At 65.8% G+C, this 17,437-nt stretch carries 17 protein-coding genes; 11 read left to right on the forward strand and 6 right to left on the reverse strand.

Annotated features, from left to right (window positions below; translation table 11 throughout):
* Positions 1 to 71 precede the first annotated feature (71 nt).
* Entirely contained in the window at positions 72 to 791 is a 720-nt protein-coding gene (locus tag LZD57_RS09310) for an LrgB family protein (protein ID WP_233719518.1), read from the reverse strand.
* Complete coding sequence (locus LZD57_RS09315; RefSeq protein ID WP_233719345.1) at positions 791 to 1,180, reverse strand: CidA/LrgA family protein; 390 nt, start codon at positions 1,178 to 1,180, stop codon at positions 791 to 793. The genes LZD57_RS09310 and LZD57_RS09315 overlap by 1 nt, the downstream gene beginning before the upstream one ends.
* Positions 1,181 to 1,411: 231 nt before the next feature.
* On the opposite strand from LZD57_RS09315, the gene LZD57_RS09320 reads away from it, so the two are divergent.
* The 6 genes from LZD57_RS09320 to LZD57_RS09345 all read left to right on the forward strand — a co-directional run bounded on the left by LZD57_RS09320 (position 1,412) and on the right by LZD57_RS09345 (position 7,948).
* A complete protein-coding gene (locus tag LZD57_RS09320; RefSeq protein WP_233719346.1) occupies positions 1,412 to 1,846 on the forward strand; it encodes a DUF7662 domain-containing protein in 435 nt (144 codons plus the stop codon).
* Positions 1,833 to 2,258, forward strand: coding sequence for a type II toxin-antitoxin system VapC family toxin (locus LZD57_RS09325; RefSeq protein ID WP_233719347.1), 426 nt, complete (start codon positions 1,833 to 1,835; stop codon positions 2,256 to 2,258). The genes LZD57_RS09320 and LZD57_RS09325 overlap by 14 nt, the downstream gene beginning before the upstream one ends.
* A gap of 139 nt (positions 2,259 to 2,397) precedes the next feature.
* Positions 2,398 to 4,353 (forward strand): DNA primase, encoded by a 1,956-nt coding sequence (dnaG, locus tag LZD57_RS09330; RefSeq protein ID WP_233719348.1) that lies wholly within the window; start codon positions 2,398 to 2,400, stop codon positions 4,351 to 4,353.
* 336 nt (positions 4,354 to 4,689) lie between these two features.
* Positions 4,690 to 6,696 (forward strand): RNA polymerase sigma factor RpoD, encoded by a 2,007-nt coding sequence (gene rpoD, locus LZD57_RS09335; protein WP_233719349.1) that lies wholly within the window; start codon positions 4,690 to 4,692, stop codon positions 6,694 to 6,696.
* A gap of 292 nt (positions 6,697 to 6,988) precedes the next feature.
* Positions 6,989 to 7,486, forward strand: coding sequence for a Uma2 family endonuclease (locus tag LZD57_RS09340; protein ID WP_233719350.1), 498 nt, complete (start codon positions 6,989 to 6,991; stop codon positions 7,484 to 7,486).
* A gap of 162 nt (positions 7,487 to 7,648) precedes the next feature.
* Positions 7,649 to 7,948: an HlyU family transcriptional regulator gene (locus LZD57_RS09345; protein ID WP_233719351.1), complete on the forward strand. Its 300-nt coding sequence runs from the start codon at positions 7,649 to 7,651 to the stop codon at positions 7,946 to 7,948.
* 103 nt (positions 7,949 to 8,051) lie between these two features.
* On the opposite strand, the gene LZD57_RS09350 is transcribed toward LZD57_RS09345, so the two are convergent.
* Positions 8,052 to 8,567, reverse strand: coding sequence for an RICIN domain-containing protein (locus LZD57_RS09350; protein ID WP_233719352.1), 516 nt, complete (start codon positions 8,565 to 8,567; stop codon positions 8,052 to 8,054).
* 322 nt (positions 8,568 to 8,889) lie between these two features.
* Between LZD57_RS09350 and rirA the strand changes: the two genes are divergently transcribed.
* Entirely contained in the window at positions 8,890 to 9,351 is a 462-nt protein-coding gene (gene rirA / locus LZD57_RS09355; RefSeq protein ID WP_233719353.1) for an iron-responsive transcriptional regulator RirA, read from the forward strand.
* Positions 9,348 to 9,653: a DUF1289 domain-containing protein gene (locus LZD57_RS09360; protein WP_233719354.1), complete on the forward strand. Its 306-nt coding sequence runs from the start codon at positions 9,348 to 9,350 to the stop codon at positions 9,651 to 9,653. Before rirA ends, LZD57_RS09360 begins: the two co-directional genes overlap by 4 nt.
* 215 nt (positions 9,654 to 9,868) lie before the next feature.
* Here the strand turns inward: LZD57_RS09360 and LZD57_RS09365 are convergent, their stop codons facing one another.
* Positions 9,869 to 11,131: an MFS transporter gene (locus tag LZD57_RS09365; protein ID WP_233719519.1), complete on the reverse strand. Its 1,263-nt coding sequence runs from the start codon at positions 11,129 to 11,131 to the stop codon at positions 9,869 to 9,871.
* 172 nt (positions 11,132 to 11,303) lie between these two features.
* Positions 11,304 to 12,347 (reverse strand): aldo/keto reductase, encoded by a 1,044-nt coding sequence (locus LZD57_RS09370; protein WP_233719355.1) that lies wholly within the window; start codon positions 12,345 to 12,347, stop codon positions 11,304 to 11,306.
* A 190-nt stretch (positions 12,348 to 12,537) separates the two neighbouring features.
* Here LZD57_RS09370 and LZD57_RS09375 point away from each other — a divergent pair, with 190 nt between their 5' ends.
* The 3 genes from LZD57_RS09375 (at position 12,538) to LZD57_RS09385 (ending at position 16,203) form a co-directional block, all read left to right on the forward strand.
* Entirely contained in the window at positions 12,538 to 13,926 is a 1,389-nt protein-coding gene (locus LZD57_RS09375) for a M20/M25/M40 family metallo-hydrolase (protein ID WP_233719356.1), read from the forward strand.
* A 477-nt stretch (positions 13,927 to 14,403) separates the two neighbouring features.
* Positions 14,404 to 15,234, forward strand: a complete 831-nt coding sequence (locus tag LZD57_RS09380) for a MipA/OmpV family protein (protein WP_233719357.1) — start codon at positions 14,404 to 14,406, stop codon at positions 15,232 to 15,234.
* A 150-nt stretch (positions 15,235 to 15,384) separates the two neighbouring features.
* The gene (locus LZD57_RS09385) at positions 15,385 to 16,203 is read left to right on the forward strand and encodes an alpha/beta fold hydrolase (protein WP_233719358.1); all 819 of its coding nucleotides are present in this window, start codon (positions 15,385 to 15,387) and stop codon (positions 16,201 to 16,203) included.
* A 70-nt stretch (positions 16,204 to 16,273) separates the two neighbouring features.
* Here LZD57_RS09385 and LZD57_RS09390 read toward each other — a convergent pair whose 3' ends face one another.
* Positions 16,274 to 17,071: an SDR family NAD(P)-dependent oxidoreductase gene (locus tag LZD57_RS09390; protein ID WP_233719359.1), complete on the reverse strand. Its 798-nt coding sequence runs from the start codon at positions 17,069 to 17,071 to the stop codon at positions 16,274 to 16,276.
* Positions 17,072 to 17,437 lie beyond the last annotated feature (366 nt).

Raw genomic sequence — 17,437 nt, forward strand, 5'->3', positions numbered from 1 at the left:
GTTTTGCATCAGCCGGGTTATCTGCTTGCAGGCCCGAGATCGGTCTGCAATGCGTCCATGACGGTCGCCGATCAGCCGAAGAACGACCAGATCAGTGGCAGGAGGATCGCCGTGGCCAGGGCGTTCAGCCCCATGGCGAGGCCCGAAAAGGCACCCGCGACTTCGCTCTCCTGCAGCGCCTGCGCCGTGCCGATGCCGTGCGACGCGGTGCCGAGGGCAAAGCCCCGCGCCGCCGGATCGCCGATCTTCATTCGATCGAGAAGGGCCGGGCCCAGCGCCCCGCCGAGAATGCCGGTGAGGATGACGAAGACCGCGGTCAGCGACGGCAGGCCGCCGAGCTTTTCGGCGATGCCCATGGCGACCGGCGCGGTGACGGATTTCGGAGCCAGCGAAACCAGGCTGACTTGGTCGAGCCCCATCAGCCAGCCGATGCCGAGCGCCGTCCCCATCGCCGTCATCGAACCGAGCAGGAGGCTGGCGAGGACGGCGACGGCGCTGCGCCTAACCTTCTCGAACTGCCGGTAGAGCGGGATCGCCAGAGCCACGGTCGCCGGGCCGAGCAGAAAGTGGATGAACTGCGCTCCCTCGAAATAGGTTTGATAGGGGGTGCCGGTCGCAGCCAGGATGGCGACGAGGCAGACGACGGAGATGAGCACGGGGTTGAGCAGCGCCGGTCGGCCGGCCCGGCCGTAGAGCCATTGGGCGCCCTGATAGACGACGAGGGTGATCGTCAGCGCGAGGAGCGGGCTCGCCGCGAGATAGACCCAGATGTCGGACAGCGTCTCGGGCATCATCCTCGCTCTCCTCCGCTCTCCGCCTCGTTCGATCGCGACTGACCGGCGCCGCGCCCCGGTCCGAGGCGGTTCATGACGAAGGCGGTCACGGCGATCGTCACCAGCGCTGAGCCGACGAGGGCGGCGACGACGGCTCCCGCCTCGTCTTCCAGCCGGGCCGCATGCTGCATGATGCCGACGCCGGCGGGCACGAAGAGCAGCGAAAGATTGGCGAGCAGCGCGTCGCCGACGACGCCGATGTCTCGCGGGACGCCCTTGCGGATCACCAGAACGGCGAACAGGATCACCATCCCGATTACCGGTCCGGGCAAGGGCAGGCCGCTCGCGGCCGAGATCGTCTCGCCGGCGAGTTGGCAGAGCAGGATGGCGGTCAGGGCTTGCAGCATCGGATCATCGTGGAAGGAAAGGTCTGGAGGTGACCGGGATGTAGCGGCAGGCTGAACCGCAGCAACGCGCCTTGCCGATTCCACGCCCGGAAGGTCCCGTGCAGCACGACTTGATCCGGCCTCTCGGCTCGGCTCCCCGACCGTGAATTCGGCGCCACTCGAAAAACACACTTCGACAATGCTTGTGTGAGTGTGTATCTATCTTGCCGAGACGATGAGTGGGAGACTGCCATGAGCAAATATGATCCCTTGGGGATCCATCTCGGCGCCCGAAGCGAAACTCGGATCGCGATGACGTTCCGCGAGATCGAGCACATTCTCAATTTTCCGCTCCCCCCCTCCAAGGCCAATCGCGCCTGGTGGAGCAACAACCCGAACAACAACGTCATGACGCATCAGTGGCTGAGGGCGGGCTATGCCACCGAGGCGGTCGATATCGCCGCCGAACGGCTGACCTTTCGCCGCATCGATCCTGCGAAGTTCCCGGCGCGGACCACAAGAGCAAAAGACGGTCCGGGACCCGAGGCCGAGAATGCGGATGCCGGCGCGGCGCCGGGACGAGACCGCATCTTCGGCTGTATGAGCGGCACGCTCACGCTTCTGGACGGCGTGGATCTGACCGAGCCCGCGGATGCCGAATGGGCCGGAGCGTATGACGAAGCCTGAACCGCCGCTGCTTCTCGACACCTGCGCCGTCATCTGGCTCTCCCAAGGCGTCGGCGTTTCGGCCGCGGCGGAGAATGCGATCGAAGAAGCCCGGAGGTCCGGGAACGGCATCCGGGTTTCGGTGATGACCGCCTGGGAACTCGGGATGCTGGTGGCGAAGGGCCGGTTGCCGGCCAGCATGCCCGCCGATCGATGGTTCGAGGAATTCGTCCGCGTCGCGGGCGTCACCGTGGAGGCCGTCACGCCGACGATCCTCGTCGCCGCGTCGTTTCTGCCGGGATCGGTGCATGGCGACCCGATGGATCGCATCCTGATCGCCAGCGCCCGAGAACGGGGGCTGACGGTCTTGACGCGCGACAGAGCCATCCTCGCTTACGGTGCCGCTGGCCACGTTCGTGCGATCGCCTGCTGACGGAAAGGGTCAGATCACATTCGCCGTGTCGTCCGGTTGCTGCCCGTCCGGTGAAAGTCGGTGACAACGTGCCGATGCTGCACCAAATCGGCTATGGCCTGTGCTACCGCTCGCCGTTGGGCCACCATTTGAAAGTCTCATGCGCTTTCCACCATCCTTCCTCGACGAGATCAGAGACCGGGTGCCGATTTCCGAGGTGATCGGCCGACGCGTCACCTTCGATCGCAAGAAGTCGCAGCCCGGCCGTGGCGACTTCTGGGCCTGCTGCCCGTTCCACGGCGAGAAGACGCCGTCCTTCCACTGCGAGGACCGCAAGGGGCGCTATCACTGTTTCGGCTGCGGCGTGTCGGGAGATCACTTCCGTTTCCTGACCGAACTCGAGGGACTTGCCTTTCCCGAAGCCGTGGAGCGGCTGGCCGCCGAGGCCGGGCTTCCAATGCCCGAGCGCGATCCGCAGGCCGAGGCGCGCGAGGCGCGGCGCGGCACCCTCGTCGAGGCGCTGGCCGAGGCCGCGAGCTTCTTCTCCCAGCAGCTCCACGACGCCGACGGCGCCAAGGCGAGAGCCTATCTGCGCGATCGCGGCATGACGGCGCGCACGCAAGCCGGCTTCGGCCTCGGCTTCGCGCCGAATTCCCGCAACCGGCTGAAGGAGCATCTGGCGGCCAAGGGCTTCGGCCGGGAGGAGATCGAGGGGGCCGGGCTCGTCGTCCATGGCGAGGGGATTGCCGTCTCCTACGACCGGTTCCGCGACCGGATCATGTTTCCGATCCACGACGTCAACGAGCGGGTCGTCGCCTTCGGCGGCCGGGCGATGGCCGCCGACGCCCAGGCGAAATACCTCAACTCGCCGGAGACCGACGTCTTCCACAAGGGCGAGATGCTGTTCAACCTCGCCAAGGCGCGGCGTGCGGCCCGGGAAGCAGGCACCGTCGTCCTCGTCGAGGGCTACATGGACGTCATCATGCTGGCTCAGGCGGGTTTCGCCAACGCCGTCGCGCCGCTCGGCACGGCGATGACCGAGCGCCAGCTCGACCTCCTCTGGCGCGTGGCCGGTGAGCCGATCCTGTGCTTCGACGGCGACGCGGCCGGGCTGAAGGCGGCCAACCGCGCGGCCGAGTTGGCTTTGCCGGCGCTGAAGCCCGGCCGCTCGCTGCGATTTGCGCTCCTGCCCGAAGGCAAGGACCCGGACGATCTCGTTCGCGACGGCGGCCCGGAGGGTTTCGCGGCGGTGCTGTCGGCCGCCCGGCCGCTGGCCGATCTGGTCTTCATGCGCGAGACCCAGGGGGGCAGCTTCGACACGCCCGAGCGGCGCGCCGAACTGGAGCACCGGTTGAAGGGCCTCTACCGGACGATCGGCGACGAGGCGGTGCGCCGGCATTATCTCGACGATCTCTCGGCGCGGCTCTCGAGCTTCTTCGGAACCGGAACGTCGGTGGGCCGATCCCAGCGCGGCGGCTGGCAGGACAAGGGCAACGCCCGCGGCGGCTACGGCCGGCGCGACGGCAAGCCGGGCAGGGGCCAGCAACCGGGCCGCGCGGCGATCTCCGACCGCCTGGCTCGCTCGCGCCTCGCTTCGCCCGCGGGCGGCTCCGCGCCTTCCCTGCGGGAGATCGCCATCGTCGTCGGCTTCGTCAATCACCCGCTTCTGATGGAGGAGGAGTTCGAGGTCTTCGCGGGCCTCGATCTCGCCAGGGGCGATCTGTCGCGGCTGCGATCGGCCGTGCTCGACGCCCATGCGACCAATCCGCCCAGAGACCGCGACGAACTCCTCGTCGAACTTCGCCGGCACGGCGCCGAATCGCTGTTCTTCGCCTTCGAGGCGAAGCTCAAGGCCGTGCGTCTCTGGCCGGTGCTCGCCGAGGCAGCCTTCGAGGACGCCCGCGAGGCGCTGCGCCAGATGCTGCACCTCCAGCACCGGTTCCTCGCGCTGAAACGCGAATTGCGGCATGCCGAGGAAGTCTTCGGCCGCGAGCCGACGGAAGCGGCCTATGCCCATATCATGGAAATCAAGGGCGAGATCGAGCGCGTCGACGGCACCGAAGCGTTGATCGACGGCTTCGGCCTCTTGTCGGGACGCCCGATGAAGGCCATCTGAGGACCACGCAGGGGAACCAAGTCGACCCGTCGAATTGGCGAAACGTGATCAGATCGTCGCAAGGCATTGCGCATAAATGCTTGACAGAACATATCCGTTCGGTCGAGACGGCAAACTATTCGACCTGCCTGCTTGAAAGATTGCGGAACTGCGCCTTCTTAGATGCGCCTTCCGGCAAAACCATGGGACGTCCGCCGTCGAACGGGGGTCAGTTTATGGTTAAGCCGTCGTTAACGGCAAATGCCGCATATGGTGACCCGAAGGGTCGCAGCGTGGCGGCCATCCTCGTCCTCGAGGGGATCGCCCGAAGGGTATGCGAACTGGAGAATGAAACGTATGGCGACAAAGGCCAAGGAAAGCGAAGCAGCCGTCGAGGAGCGTAACGACAATACGCCGGACGGACCGCTGCTCGACCTTTCGGACGACGCCGTCAAGAAGATGATCAAGGCCGCGAAAAAGCGCGGCTTCGTGACCATGGACAAGCTGAACTCGATGCTGTCCTCCGACGACGTGACGTCGGAGCAGATCGAGGACATGATGGCCATGCTCAACGACATGGGCATCAATGTCGTCGAGGACGACGAGGAAGGCGGCGAGGAAGAGGCGTCGAACGAGTCCGAATCGACCGAGGTCGCCGAAACCGGCTCGACCCAGGTCGCTGCTGCGCCGAAGCGCGAGGCAGGCGACCGCACGGACGACCCCGTGCGGATGTATCTGCGCGAGATGGGCTCGGTCGAACTCCTGTCGCGCGAGGGCGAGATCGCCATCGCCAAGCGCATCGAGGCCGGCCGCGAAACGATGATCGCCGGGCTGTGCGAAAGCCCGCTCACGTTCCAGGCCATCATCATCTGGCGCGACGAACTCAACGAAGGCAACATCATGTTGCGCGAGATCGTCGATCTCGAAGCGACCTATGCCGGACCGGAGGCGAAGACCCCGTCGGCCCAGCCGACCGGCGAGGGCGCTTCTGCGCCCGGCGTCAACGGTGCGGGCAACGATCGCCTGAACGGCAACGGCGAAGAGCAGTCGGCCGGCGGCGAGGACGAGGACGACGAAGACGATCTCGAAAACAACCTGTCGCTTGCCGCGATGGAAGCCGAGATCAAGCCGCAGGTCATGGAGATCTTCGACCAGATCGCCGACGGCTATCGGCGGCTGCGCAAACTCCAGGACCAGCAGGTCGAGAACCGGCTCGCGGCACAGGGCACGCTCTCGCCGAGCCAGGAGCGCTCCTACAAGAAGCTGAAGGAAGACCTCGTCGCCGCGGTGAAGAGCCTGTCGCTCAACCAGAACCGCATCGACGCGCTGGTCGCCCAGCTCTACGACATCAACAAGCGGCTGGTCGGCAACGAGGGCCGACTGTTGCGCCTCGCCGAATCCCACGGCGTCAAGCGCGACGACTTCCTGCGCGAGTATCAGGGCTCCGAGCTAGATCCGAACTGGACCCGCCACGTCGCCAATCTGTCCGGCAAGGGCTGGCTGAAATTCGTCCAGAACGACAAGGACGGGATCAAGAATCTCCGTCAGGAGATCCAGAACCTCGCCACCGAGACCGGTCTCGAGATCGTCGAGTTCCGCCGCATCGTCCAGATGGTCAAGAAGGGCGAGGCCGAGGCGCGGCAGGCCAAGAAGGAGATGGTCGAGGCGAACCTTCGGCTCGTCATCTCGATCGCCAAGAAATACACCAATCGCGGCTTGCAGTTCCTGGATCTCATCCAGGAGGGCAACATCGGCCTGATGAAGGCGGTCGACAAGTTCGAGTACCGCCGGGGCTACAAGTTCTCGACCTATGCGACCTGGTGGATCCGCCAGGCGATCACCCGCTCGATCGCCGATCAGGCCCGCACGATCCGCATCCCGGTGCACATGATCGAGACGATCAACAAGATCGTCCGCACCTCGCGCCAGATGCTGCACGAGATCGGCCGCGAGCCGACGCCGGAGGAGCTTGCCGAGAAGCTGGCCATGCCGCTCGAAAAGGTCCGCAAGGTCCTGAAGATCGCCAAGGAGCCGATCTCCCTCGAAACGCCGGTCGGCGACGAGGAGGATTCCCATCTCGGCGACTTCATCGAGGACAAGAACGCCATCCTGCCGATCGACGCGGCGATCCAGGGCAACCTCCGCGAGACGACGACGCGCGTCCTCGCTTCGCTGACGCCGCGCGAGGAACGCGTCCTGCGCATGCGCTTCGGCATCGGCATGAACACCGACCACACCCTCGAAGAGGTCGGCCAGCAGTTCTCCGTGACGCGCGAGCGCATCCGTCAGATCGAGGCGAAGGCGCTGCGGAAGCTGAAGCACCCGAGCCGGTCGCGCAAACTGCGGAGCTTCCTCGACAGTTGAGGCGTTGTCTGAAAATCTGCATTCTTCTCGAAACCCGGACACGGTCCGGGTTTCATGCGTTTCAAGGCTCTTCAGTCAGTCGTCGGCCCAGTCGTCACGTCACTGCCAATTGGAAGCATGACCCGCTGCTCCCGATCACTTTCGTTTCTACTCGTGCTATGATGCTTCCATGAGCGCGTTGAGAGAACATCACGAACCGGTTCCGCAGACTTTCGAGCGACCGGTCCCCGGGACCACCCAGGCGGCCGAAGGGCTCCCTCGGCGGCGTTTCACCGTCGCCGAGATCGAGGCGATGGTTCGGGCCGGCATCATGGATGCGAAGGAGCGCGTGGAACTGATCGGCGGGGAGTTGGTGCCGATGTCGGCCAAGGGCATTCGTCACGAACGGTTGAAGACCTTCGTCATGATGCAACTGGCGCGCAAGCTGCCGGAGCCTTTGGCCTTCACCCCCGAGACGACCTTTCGCCTCTCAGAGGACACGTTCGTCGAACCGGACTTCGTCGTCTACGACAATCCTGCCGCTCTTGAGGGGCTGAATGGCCCCAGCTCCCTTCTCGCCATCGAAGTAGGCGATTCCAGCCTTGCCTACGACCGCGGCCGCAAGGCGTCGATCTACGCCGCGTTCGGTGTCAGGGAGCTGTGGGTGATCGATGCGGTAAGGCTGGAAACCCGCGTGTTTCTGGAGCCGGCGCCGCTCGGCTATCGCCGGGTGACCGACGTCCGGACCGAGGCGATGCTGACGCCCACATTCGTCGCGGGCCTCGCCATTACGCTTTCCGACTATAGCTGACGCGCCAGCCGGCGACATGCCGTCCGGCGACATCGGCGGCTGCTGAAGAACCATTGCCGGACGAGCCTCGCCGTGGCGGTGCGTCGGCGAGGATCACCGTCCGGGCTCCGCACCCGGCCTGTGCCACGGACCGGAATGCCGCAGCACGAACGAGGAGACCCAATGTCCTTTTTGAAGAAGCTCTTCGGCGGCTCCGGCCAGGCGACCGACGCGGCTTCCGCCAAGCCGACGATCACCGAGACGCGGGAGCATGCCGGCTTCACCATCAAGGCGACGCCGATTCCGGAGGGCGGCCAGTTCCGACTCGCGGCACTGATCGAGAAGGAGATCGGCGGCGCCGTGAAATCCCACCGGATGATCAGGGCGGACCTCTTCCCGTCGAAGGACGACGCGACCCGGTTCGCCCTGCGCAAGGCCGAGCAGGTCATCGACGAGCAGGGCGACGCGATCTTCCGCGACTGAACGCCCGGGTCGCCGCAGGGCCGACCGCGCCCGTTCGCCGCGCGGCCACCGCAAGCGGGCCGAGCGGCCCGCCAGCGCTTCGACGGGAGGTCGCAGCGGTGCCTTACCGCACTTCCTTCCAGGTCGGCGAGACCTGCCAGAACTGGCCGGAATAGTTGGCGCAGCGGGTCAGATGCGGCTCGTTGTCGTCGGGGCCGCCGTTGAAGATGTCGAGGCACATGTTCGGCCCGCGAAACTGCGTGGTCAGGCGATAGGCGTCACCTTCGGGCGAAAACCGCCAGAACTGGCCCGAATAGTTGCCGCAGGGCGCCAGATGCACCTGGTTGTTCCGCTGGCCGCCATTGAAGACGTCGAGACACATGCCGCGACCGCGGAACATCGTCGAGAGTTTGTAATAGCCGTTGCCGGCCGGCGTCAGCCGCCAGTACTGGCCGGACACGTCCTCGGCCGGCGCCAGATGCGTCATGTCGTTCTTCGGTCCGCCATTATAGACGTCGAGGCGCATGTCGCCGCCACGAAACTCCGTCGACAGCGTCTGGAAAAATCTCAGATCGAACTCCTGCGCCGAGGCGGCGGTCGAAGCGAGCGAAATACAGAGCACGGCGGCCAGTCTACGCAACACGGTCATTTCCCCTCTCGGTTGGTTCGCGGTGGATAGCCGATAAGCTTACGAAAGGGAATATGCACCCGTCGTCGGTGTCCGGGGCCGTTGTCCTCGGGCCGGCTGGATTCGCCGGGCTCGCCCGTCAGGTCACGTTGCGGGCGAGGGCGGGGTGCGGTGCCGGGCCGGTCGAGATGGTCGCAGGCCCGGAGAAGCGCGGGTGCGTCCAGGAGTTCACAAGCGAATTTGCCTTCTACCTTTTAATTGCTCTAAAAAGACCTTAGTTGAAGGGTCAGGAGGAGGAGCGGCGAATGCCGCTCGATGAAAAGGGTACTCGCAGATGCGCCTCACCCGGCAGACCAACTATGCCATCCGGATCCTGATGTATCTCGCCACCAATCCGGGTCAGCTCAGCAAGCTCGGAGACGTGGCGCGCTCCTACGCCGCCCCGGAACCCTTCATGTTCAAGATCCTGCAGCCGTTGGTTTCCTCGGGTCTGGTGGAGACCGTCCGTGGCCGCAACGGCGGAATCAGGCTCGGCCGTCCGGCGAGCACCATCAATCTCCGCGAGGTCGTGGTGCTGATAGAAGAGAACTTCGTGATGGCGGAGTGTTTCGACGGCGGCGTCACCGACTGCCCTCTCGTCTTCCAGTGCGAACTCAATGCGGCTCTGCGCCAGGCGCTCGACGCCTTTCTGTCGACGCTGGAGCGATTTTCGATCGCCGATCTCGTCGAAAACCGGCCCTTCCTGTCGCAGAGCCTGGGAATCCCGATGACGACGGAGCACGTCGCCCTCTCATGACGTCGGCTTCCGATCCGGCGCAGCTCCCGGACGACGAGGCCGTCTGGGAAAGCGCCCCTTCGCCCTGCATCGACGTGTGCAAATACAAGCGCCAGGGCCGCTGCATCGGCTGTTCGATGACCAAGGCGGAGAAGGACTCCTTCCCGCATCACGGCGGGGCTGCCGCCAAGCGCGAATTCATCGAGGCGCTGATCGCCCGGATCGCGGCAAGCGGCCGCAATCCCGCTTTCTGGGCCTATACCTATCAGCACAAATGCCGGCGTGAGGGCGTTCCCTGCCCGGTCGAGGTGGCGGAAGAGTAGGCGCGGCGACCGCTCGCCGTTCGCCCGGCGTGCCAGGGGAAGCGCGTTCGCGGCTCTGCAAGGGCGGTGCGCGCCTTCGAGCTTATGGACCCGCCTTCTCGTGGATGGGGCGGCCGCGGTCGTCCCACCGGGCCGTCAGCGGCCGCAGTGCGACGGTTGCCGGCAGCATGAGGGCGGGTGATGGCGCGGCGCCGCAGTGCGAGCTCCTGACGGCGTCAATCGCGCGCCAGTCTCTGGGCCTTCCTCAACTGCGGAAACATCCACGCCCAGAGCGCGGCGACGCCGACCGTGGCGGCTCCGCCGACCACGACGGCCGGCACCGCGCCGATCAGCCGCGCCATGCCGCCGGCGCGGAACTCGCCGAGTTCGTTCGAGGCGCCGATGAACATGTTGTTGACCGCGTTGACCCGGCCGCGCACGTCATCCGGCGTCCACAGCTGCATCAGCGTCTCGCGGACATAGACGCTGATCATGTCGGAAGCGCCCATCAACATCAGCGCCGGCACCGAGATCCAGATGACCGTCGACAGGCCGAACATCATGGTGAAGGCTCCGAACAGTCCGACGAAGACGAACATGATCGCGCCGGCGTGATTGCGGATCGGATAGGCGGCGAGGTAGAGCGCCATCGGCAGCGCCCCGATGGCCGGCGCCGCCCGCAGGACGCCGAGGGCGAGGGGACCGGCATCGAGGACGTCGCGGGCATAGACCGGCATTAGCGCGACGGCGCCGCCGAGAAGGACCGCAAAGAGGTCGAGGGAGATCGCCCCGAGGACGATCGGCTCGCTCCAGATGAAGCGGAAGCCGGCGACGATCGTCTCCATGCTCGCCGGTTCGCTGGAGCGGCGGTGGGAAGGCGCCTCGATCACGAGGGCGAAGATCGCGGAAAGGAGAAACAGCGCCGCACCGACGCCATAGGCGACCAGCGCGGAGACGCCGTAGAGGAGACCGCCGGCGGCCGGTCCGACGATCGCCGCGATCTGCCAGGAAGACGAATTCCAGGCGATCGCGTTGGCGAGTTCGTCCCGGCTGACGAGGTTGACGACCAGCGAACTCGAAGCCGGGCCGAAGAAGGCGCGGGCGATGCCGAAGACGAACAGGATGGCGAAGATCGGGACCGGTGTGACCAGTCCGTGATAGGTCAACGCGACGAGCGCCACTGCGCCGAGGCCCTCGATGGCCACGGCGATGGCCATGATCATTCGGCGCGAATACCGATCGACGGCGGTGCCGGTGACGAGAACCAGAAAGAAGGCCGGGGCGAACTGGCAGAGACCCACGAGTCCGAGGTCCCACGGGTCGTTCGTCAAGGCATAGATCTGCCAGCCGACGGATACGACGACGACCTGCGTCGCGAAGGTCGCGGCGAACCGGGACAGCCAGTAAAGCAGGAAGCGCCGGTTGCGGAAGGCGGCGAAGCGGTCCTCGCCGTGGGGCGCTTCGGGGACGGTCGGCGCGGGTGTCGTGGCGGAGGGCAGGGACGTCGGTTCGTCGGTCACCGGAAAACCTGAAATCGGCGGGACGCTGCGGGCGCTCTGCCGGACGGTCGGCCCGTCCTTGCGCCATGCGTCCCATCAAGGGAAATGCCGGTTCAGTCGCAGGCGGCCGAATCGGAAGGGGCGAAACCGTTTCGGTTCCGCCCCGGGGCGGTTACAGCGGCAGCGGATGGCGGCGATAGACGGCCGCGATGTCGGCCATCACGTCGTCGGACAGCTCGACCTCGGCCGCGCCGATGTTCGTCTTCAGCTGGTCGAGATCGGTGGCGCCGATGATCACCGACGTCATGAAGGGACGGGTGAGCGCGAAGGCGATCGCCATCTGTGCCGGATCGAGTTCGTGCTTTCTCGCCACTTCGCAATATTCGTCGGCGACGAGCGTGGCGTATTCCGTATGGCGCCCGCCGAGGCCCTTGTTGATCGCCCCGCGCGATCCCGGCGGAACGGCGCCGGCCGTGTACTTGCCGGTGAGGAGGCCCGCGGCCAGCGGCGAATAGGCCAGAAGGCCGACCTCCTCGTTGACCGCTGTCTCGGCGAGATCGAGATCGAAGATCCGGTGCATCAGCGAATATTCGTTCTGGATCGAGGCGACGCGGGGCGTGCCGTCCCGCTCCGAGATCCGGGTGAATTGCATGACCCCCCAGGCGGTCTCGTTGGAGAGCCCGACATGGCGGATCTTGCCGGCCCTCACCTGTTCGCCGAGCTCGTCGAGCACCTCCTCGATATTGGCCTTCGCCGCGTCCGGCATCTGGCCGCTCGGATCGTAGGTCCAGTTCTGGCGGAAATGGTAGGAGCCGCGATTGGGCCAGTGCAACTGGTAGAGGTCGATCCGGTCGGTCTTGAGCCGCTTCAGACTTGCGTCGAGGGCGCGGCGCACCGAATCGGCGGTGATCGGCTCGCCGTCGCGGACCAGCGCGCTGCCCTTGCCGGTGATCTTGGAGGCGAGCACGACGTCCTCGCGCCGGCCGTTGGCGGCAAACCAGGTGCCGATGAGCTCTTCCGTCAGGCCGACCGTCTCGGCCTTTGCGGGCGTCGTCGGATACATTTCGGCGGCGTCGAAGAAGTTCACGCCCATTTCGACGGCGAGATCCATCTGGGCGTGCGCCTCGGCTTCCGTGTTCTGCGAGCCCCAGGTCATGGTGCCGAGGCAGATCTCGCTGACGGACAGGCCGGTGCGGCCGAGCGGACGGTATTTCATCGCAGAAGGTCCCGGGAAACGAAAGGAGAGGCTCCGCGACGATGCGGACGCCAGTGCCGCGGAACATAGCCGGATCGGGGCAGGGCGCAACGTCGCGGCGAGATTTTCGTTCGGTGAAGAGCGCTTGCGGACGGCGCCGCCGAACCGATACCACGGAGCCCAAGCGCCATTTTGTCTGAAAGGAATCGTCATGGCCGATCTCGACAGCGTTCTCGGCTGCCTCGATCTCAATCTCGACCGCTCCGTCGAGCGGCTGAGCGCGCTTCTGCGCATCCCCTCGATCTCGACCGATCCGGCCTATGGCGAGCAGTGCCGTCTGGCGGCGGAGTTTCTCGCCGGCGATCTCGGCGCCATCGGCTTCGAAGCCGCCGTGCGCGAGACGCCGGGCCATCCGATGGTCGTCGCCCATCACGACGGCCCGCACGGATCGCCCCACGTCCTCTTCTACGGCCACTACGACGTCCAGCCCGTCGATCCGGTCTCCGAGTGGAAGACCGGCCCGTTCGAGCCGGTGGTCGAGACGATGCCGGACGGGACGAAGCGCATCGTCGCCAGGGGTTCGGCCGACGACAAGGGCCAGTTGATGACCTTCATCGAGGCCTGCCGCGCCTTCAAGGCGGAGACCGGCGGATTGCCCTGCCGCGTGACGATCTTCCTTGAGGGCGAGGAGGAATCCGGCTCGCCCTCGCTCAACCCGTTTCTCGACGCCAACCGGGAGGAGCTTTCCGCCGACGTGGCGCTGGTCTGCGACACCAATATGTGGAACCGCGATACGCCGGCGATCTCGACCGGCCTCAGAGGCCTCGTCGGCGAGGAGATCGTCGTCAAGGCCGCCAGCCGCGACCTTCACTCCGGCTATTACGGCGGCGCGGCGCGAAACCCCATCCACGTCCTGGCGAAGATCCTCGCCGACATGCGCGACGACGCGGGAAAGATCACCATTCCCGGCTTCTATGACGGCGTCGAGGAGCTGCCGGAGGACGTCAAGAAAAGCTGGGAAGGGCTTGGACTGTCGGATGAATCCTTCCTCGGCGAAGTCGGGCTGAAAGTGCCCGCCGGCGAGACCGGCCGCTCGGTGCTCGAGCAAACGTGGTCGCGGCCGACGGCAGAGGTGAACGGCATTTCCGGCGGGTATACCGGCGAGGGGTTCAAGACCGTCATCGCGGCACAGGCGACGGCGAAGGTGTCGTTCCGGCTGGTGTTCTCGCAGGATCCGGACAAGATCCGCGCCGCCTTCCGCCAGTTCGTGGAGGACCGGCTGCCGGCGGACTGCAGCGTCGAATTCCATCCCCATGGCGGCTCGCCGGCGATCCAGTTGCCATTCGATTCTCCCGTGCTTCAGAAGGTTCGGACGGCGCTGTCCGACGAATGGCCGAACCCGGCGGTGATGATCGGCATGGGCGGCTCGATCCCCGTCGTCGGCGAGTTCAAGAACCGGCTCGGCATGGAATCGCTGCTGGTCGGCTTCGGCCTGGCCGACGACGCCATCCACTCGCCGAACGAGAAGTACGAGATGTCGTCCTTCCACAAGGGCCAGCGCTCCTGGGCGCGCATCCTGGCAGCGCTGGGCGAGGGGTGATCGGCCAGCCTCGGGCAAGCCTGCCCGCTTATTAACGTCTCCTTAAGAGAACGTCGCTAATTTGATCGACATAGGGGACACCGAAAAAGGCACGCGATCGCGACCACTGATCGATTTTTGGTCACGATCATGCGATAGGCCGATTTGCGGTGTGGGGATACCGTGCCTCGAAAGAGGATGCGGGGGACAGCTGGAAGGGTGCGGCAATCGGGGGATCGCCGCACCCTTCTTGCGTTTGGAACGGCGAGACCGGTCGTCGATCCGTTTCACCGTGTCGCTTCGCCGTGCCGAGCCGTCCCTGTCACCCTCCTGCAACGCCTTGATTTGAAACATCCCACCACGGTCGGTTTTCGCCGCTGTGTGAATTGCGCCGCGGCGCATGGTCCTGCATGTCTTGTCCCACAGCATGCCCGACGGGGCGCGTCGGCCGGCGACGCTCCGGATCAATCAGAACGAGGCATGCGAAGGAGTATCAGTATGGCTTTGCGCTTTGCCTCGGTGGTCGCCACCACGCTTTTCGCTTCGACTGCCCTGGCAAGCGCGGCCGATGTCTCGGTGCCCTACGATCCGGCGCCCGCGGCGCCGCAACCGGCGGCGGATTACTACGCCGGCGACGACCTCGTCTTCGAACTCGGCATCAAGGGCGTCGTCGATCCGGAATATCTCGGCTCCGACGACTACCGCATCCTGCCCGGCGCGATCTTCTCGATCGAATATCTGAACCTTCCCGGTCTCGGCTCCTTCGGCGGCCCGGACGGCCTCGGCTTCTCGATCGGCCCCTCTTTCAACGTCGTCGGTGATCGCAAGGCCGACGATCACCCCGAGCTGACCGGTCTCGACGACGTCGACACCACCTATGAGGCCGGCATCAAGGTCTCCTACGAGTGGGAATATGCCGAGGTCTATGGCTCGGCGCGCTATGCCTTCGGCGGGGCCGAGGGCTTCGTCGGCGATGCCGGTGCGAACGTGATCGCCCGGCCGACCGAGACGGTGACGCTGAAGCTCGGTCCGACGGTCAGCTTCGCCTCGGGCGACTACATGGAAGACTATTTCTCCGTCAGCCCGGCAGAGTCGGTCGCCAGCGGTGGCCGGTTCGCGGCCTATGACGCCGGTGGCGGCTTCAAGAGCGTCGGCGTCGCGGCTTCGGCCCGCTACGAGTTCACGCCCGACTGGTTCCTCAATGCCGACGCGTCGTGGGACCGTCTGGTGGGCGACGCGGCGGATTCGCCGATCGTCGAGGCGGGTGACAAGAACCAGTATTCGTTCTCCCTCGGCATCTCCAAGCGGTTCTCGCTCGATCTGTTCTGAGCACCGCGCGCCGCTTCGCCGCCGCGCCTCCCTCGAGGCGGTGCGGCGATGGGACGCCTGCTGATCCGCCGCGGATTGTCGCGTCCAACGCAACATTGCCGGCTCGCGCCCGTTCCTTCCTCGACTTTCACCATCGAGGAGGGCAAACCCATGCCCAGCATCAAGACCACCGACGGCGCCGAGCTTTTCGTGAAGGACTGGGGCACGGGACGCCCCTTCGTCCTGATCCATGGCTGGCCGCTGAATGCCGACATGTGGGACCATGTCGCCCACGAACTCGTCGAAAAGGGCTTTCGCGTCGTCGCCTACGACCGCCGCGGGTTCGGCCGTTCGAGCCAGCCGGGCGAGGGTTACGACTACGACACCCTGTCTGACGATCTCGCTGCGGTGATCGACGGCCTCAGCCTTTCCGACGTGACTTTGGTCGGCTTCTCCATGGGTGGCGGCGAAGTCGCTCGCTACATGTCGCGCCATGGCGGCAAAGGCGTCGCCCGGGCCGCCCTCGTTTCGGCGGTGACGCCCTATCTTCTCAAGGACGACAGCAATCCGGACGGCGTCGACGGCTCGACCTTCGACGGCTTCGTCGCCGAATTGAAGAAGGACAGGCCGGGCTTCCTCGAGACCTTCGGCAAGCAATTCTACGGAGTCGGCATGCTCGACTGGTCGGTCTCCTCGGCCTATCTCGAATGGACGAAGCAGATGGCGCTGCAGGCTTCGTTGCGTGCAACCATCAAATGCGTGGACGCGTTCGGGCGCACCGATTTCCGGCCGGACATGAAGGCCTTCGACGTACCGACGCTGGTGATCCACGGGACCTCGGATTCCACGGTGCCCTTCGACATAGCCGGCAAGCGCGCAGCCGCGGCGATCGCCCGGGCCGAATTGAAGTCCTATGACGGCGCGCCCCATGGCCTGCACTACACCGAGCAGGACCGTCTGATCGAGGATCTCGCCGCCTTTGCCCGCTGAGGCGAACCCGGAAGACCCCGGAATCGGGAGGCCGGCCGCGTGCCTGCCTCCCGGCCGCACTCGGGGCCTTTCACGGCACGATCGAATCGACCACGCCGCCGTCGACACGCAGGGCCCCGCCGCTTGTCGCCGAGGCTTGCTTCGAACAGGCATAGACGATCATGTTGGCGACCTCCTCGACGGTCGCCGGCCGGCCGAGGACGGAACTCGGTCGCTGCGACTTCACGAACGACTCGCCGGCCTCCTCGATCGAGACGCCTTCGTCTGCGGCCATCTCCTTCAGCATCTCCTTCACGCCTTCCGACATGGTCGGCCCCGGCAGCACCGAATTGACGGTCACGCCGGTCCCGGCCGCCAGCTTGGCGAGGCCGCGCGAGAGCGAGAGCAGGGCGGTCTTGGTGAAGCCGTAGTGGATCATGTCGGCGGGAATGTTGAGCGCCGATTCCGAAGAGATGAAGACGACGCGGCCCCAGCCCTTCTCCATCATCCTCGGCAGATAGGCGCGCGACAGGCGGACGCCCGACATGACGTTGACCTGGAAGAAGGTTTCCCAGGTCGCGTCGTCGATCTCGAAGAACGGCTTCGGGCCGAAGATGCCGAGATTGTTGAGCAGGATGTCGGTCTCCGGCACCGCCCCGATGAGACTGTCGCAGCCACCGGCATTGCCGAGATCGATCGCGACGCCCGAAACGTCCGAGCCCGGAACGGCATCGAGGACGGCTCGGATCGCCGTTTCGACGCGCTCGGTGTCGCGGCCGTTGACGACGACGCGGGCGCCGGCTCCGGCGAGCCCCTTGGCCGCGGCGAGCCCGATGCCGCCTGTCGAGCCGGTGACGAGGGCGGTCTTTCCGGAAAGATCGATGAACATGGGAACACTCGCTTTGGGTGGCGGGAAGACGTCGGCCGGCCTGTGCGCCTCGCAACTGGGCGGCTCGCCTCGCAACTAGGCGATGGCCTGCGCGGGGAAGGGGCCGCGAGAAGAAACGGTGCGTCCGGCAAGCTGGAACGGGGCTGCCGAGATTGCTTAAAGCCCCGTTAAATCGCCTCATTTAAAACGGATAGATGAGCTTGCCGATTCCGGCCGCCGGAGAAATTCCGGCAGTGGCCGGGCCTGTGGGGACAGGCTTCTGAAAGACGGGTTTCTGGAAGAACGTTTCGGGGCGACGTCGCCGACGACGGGCGGTCTCGCCTCGGATCGCGGCATATGGGGAAGCGAAGGGGATGAGGAGCGCCG

This window comes from Jiella avicenniae, assembly GCF_021390325.1.
Taxonomy (GTDB): Bacteria; Pseudomonadota; Alphaproteobacteria; order Rhizobiales; family Rhizobiaceae; genus Jiella; species Jiella avicenniae.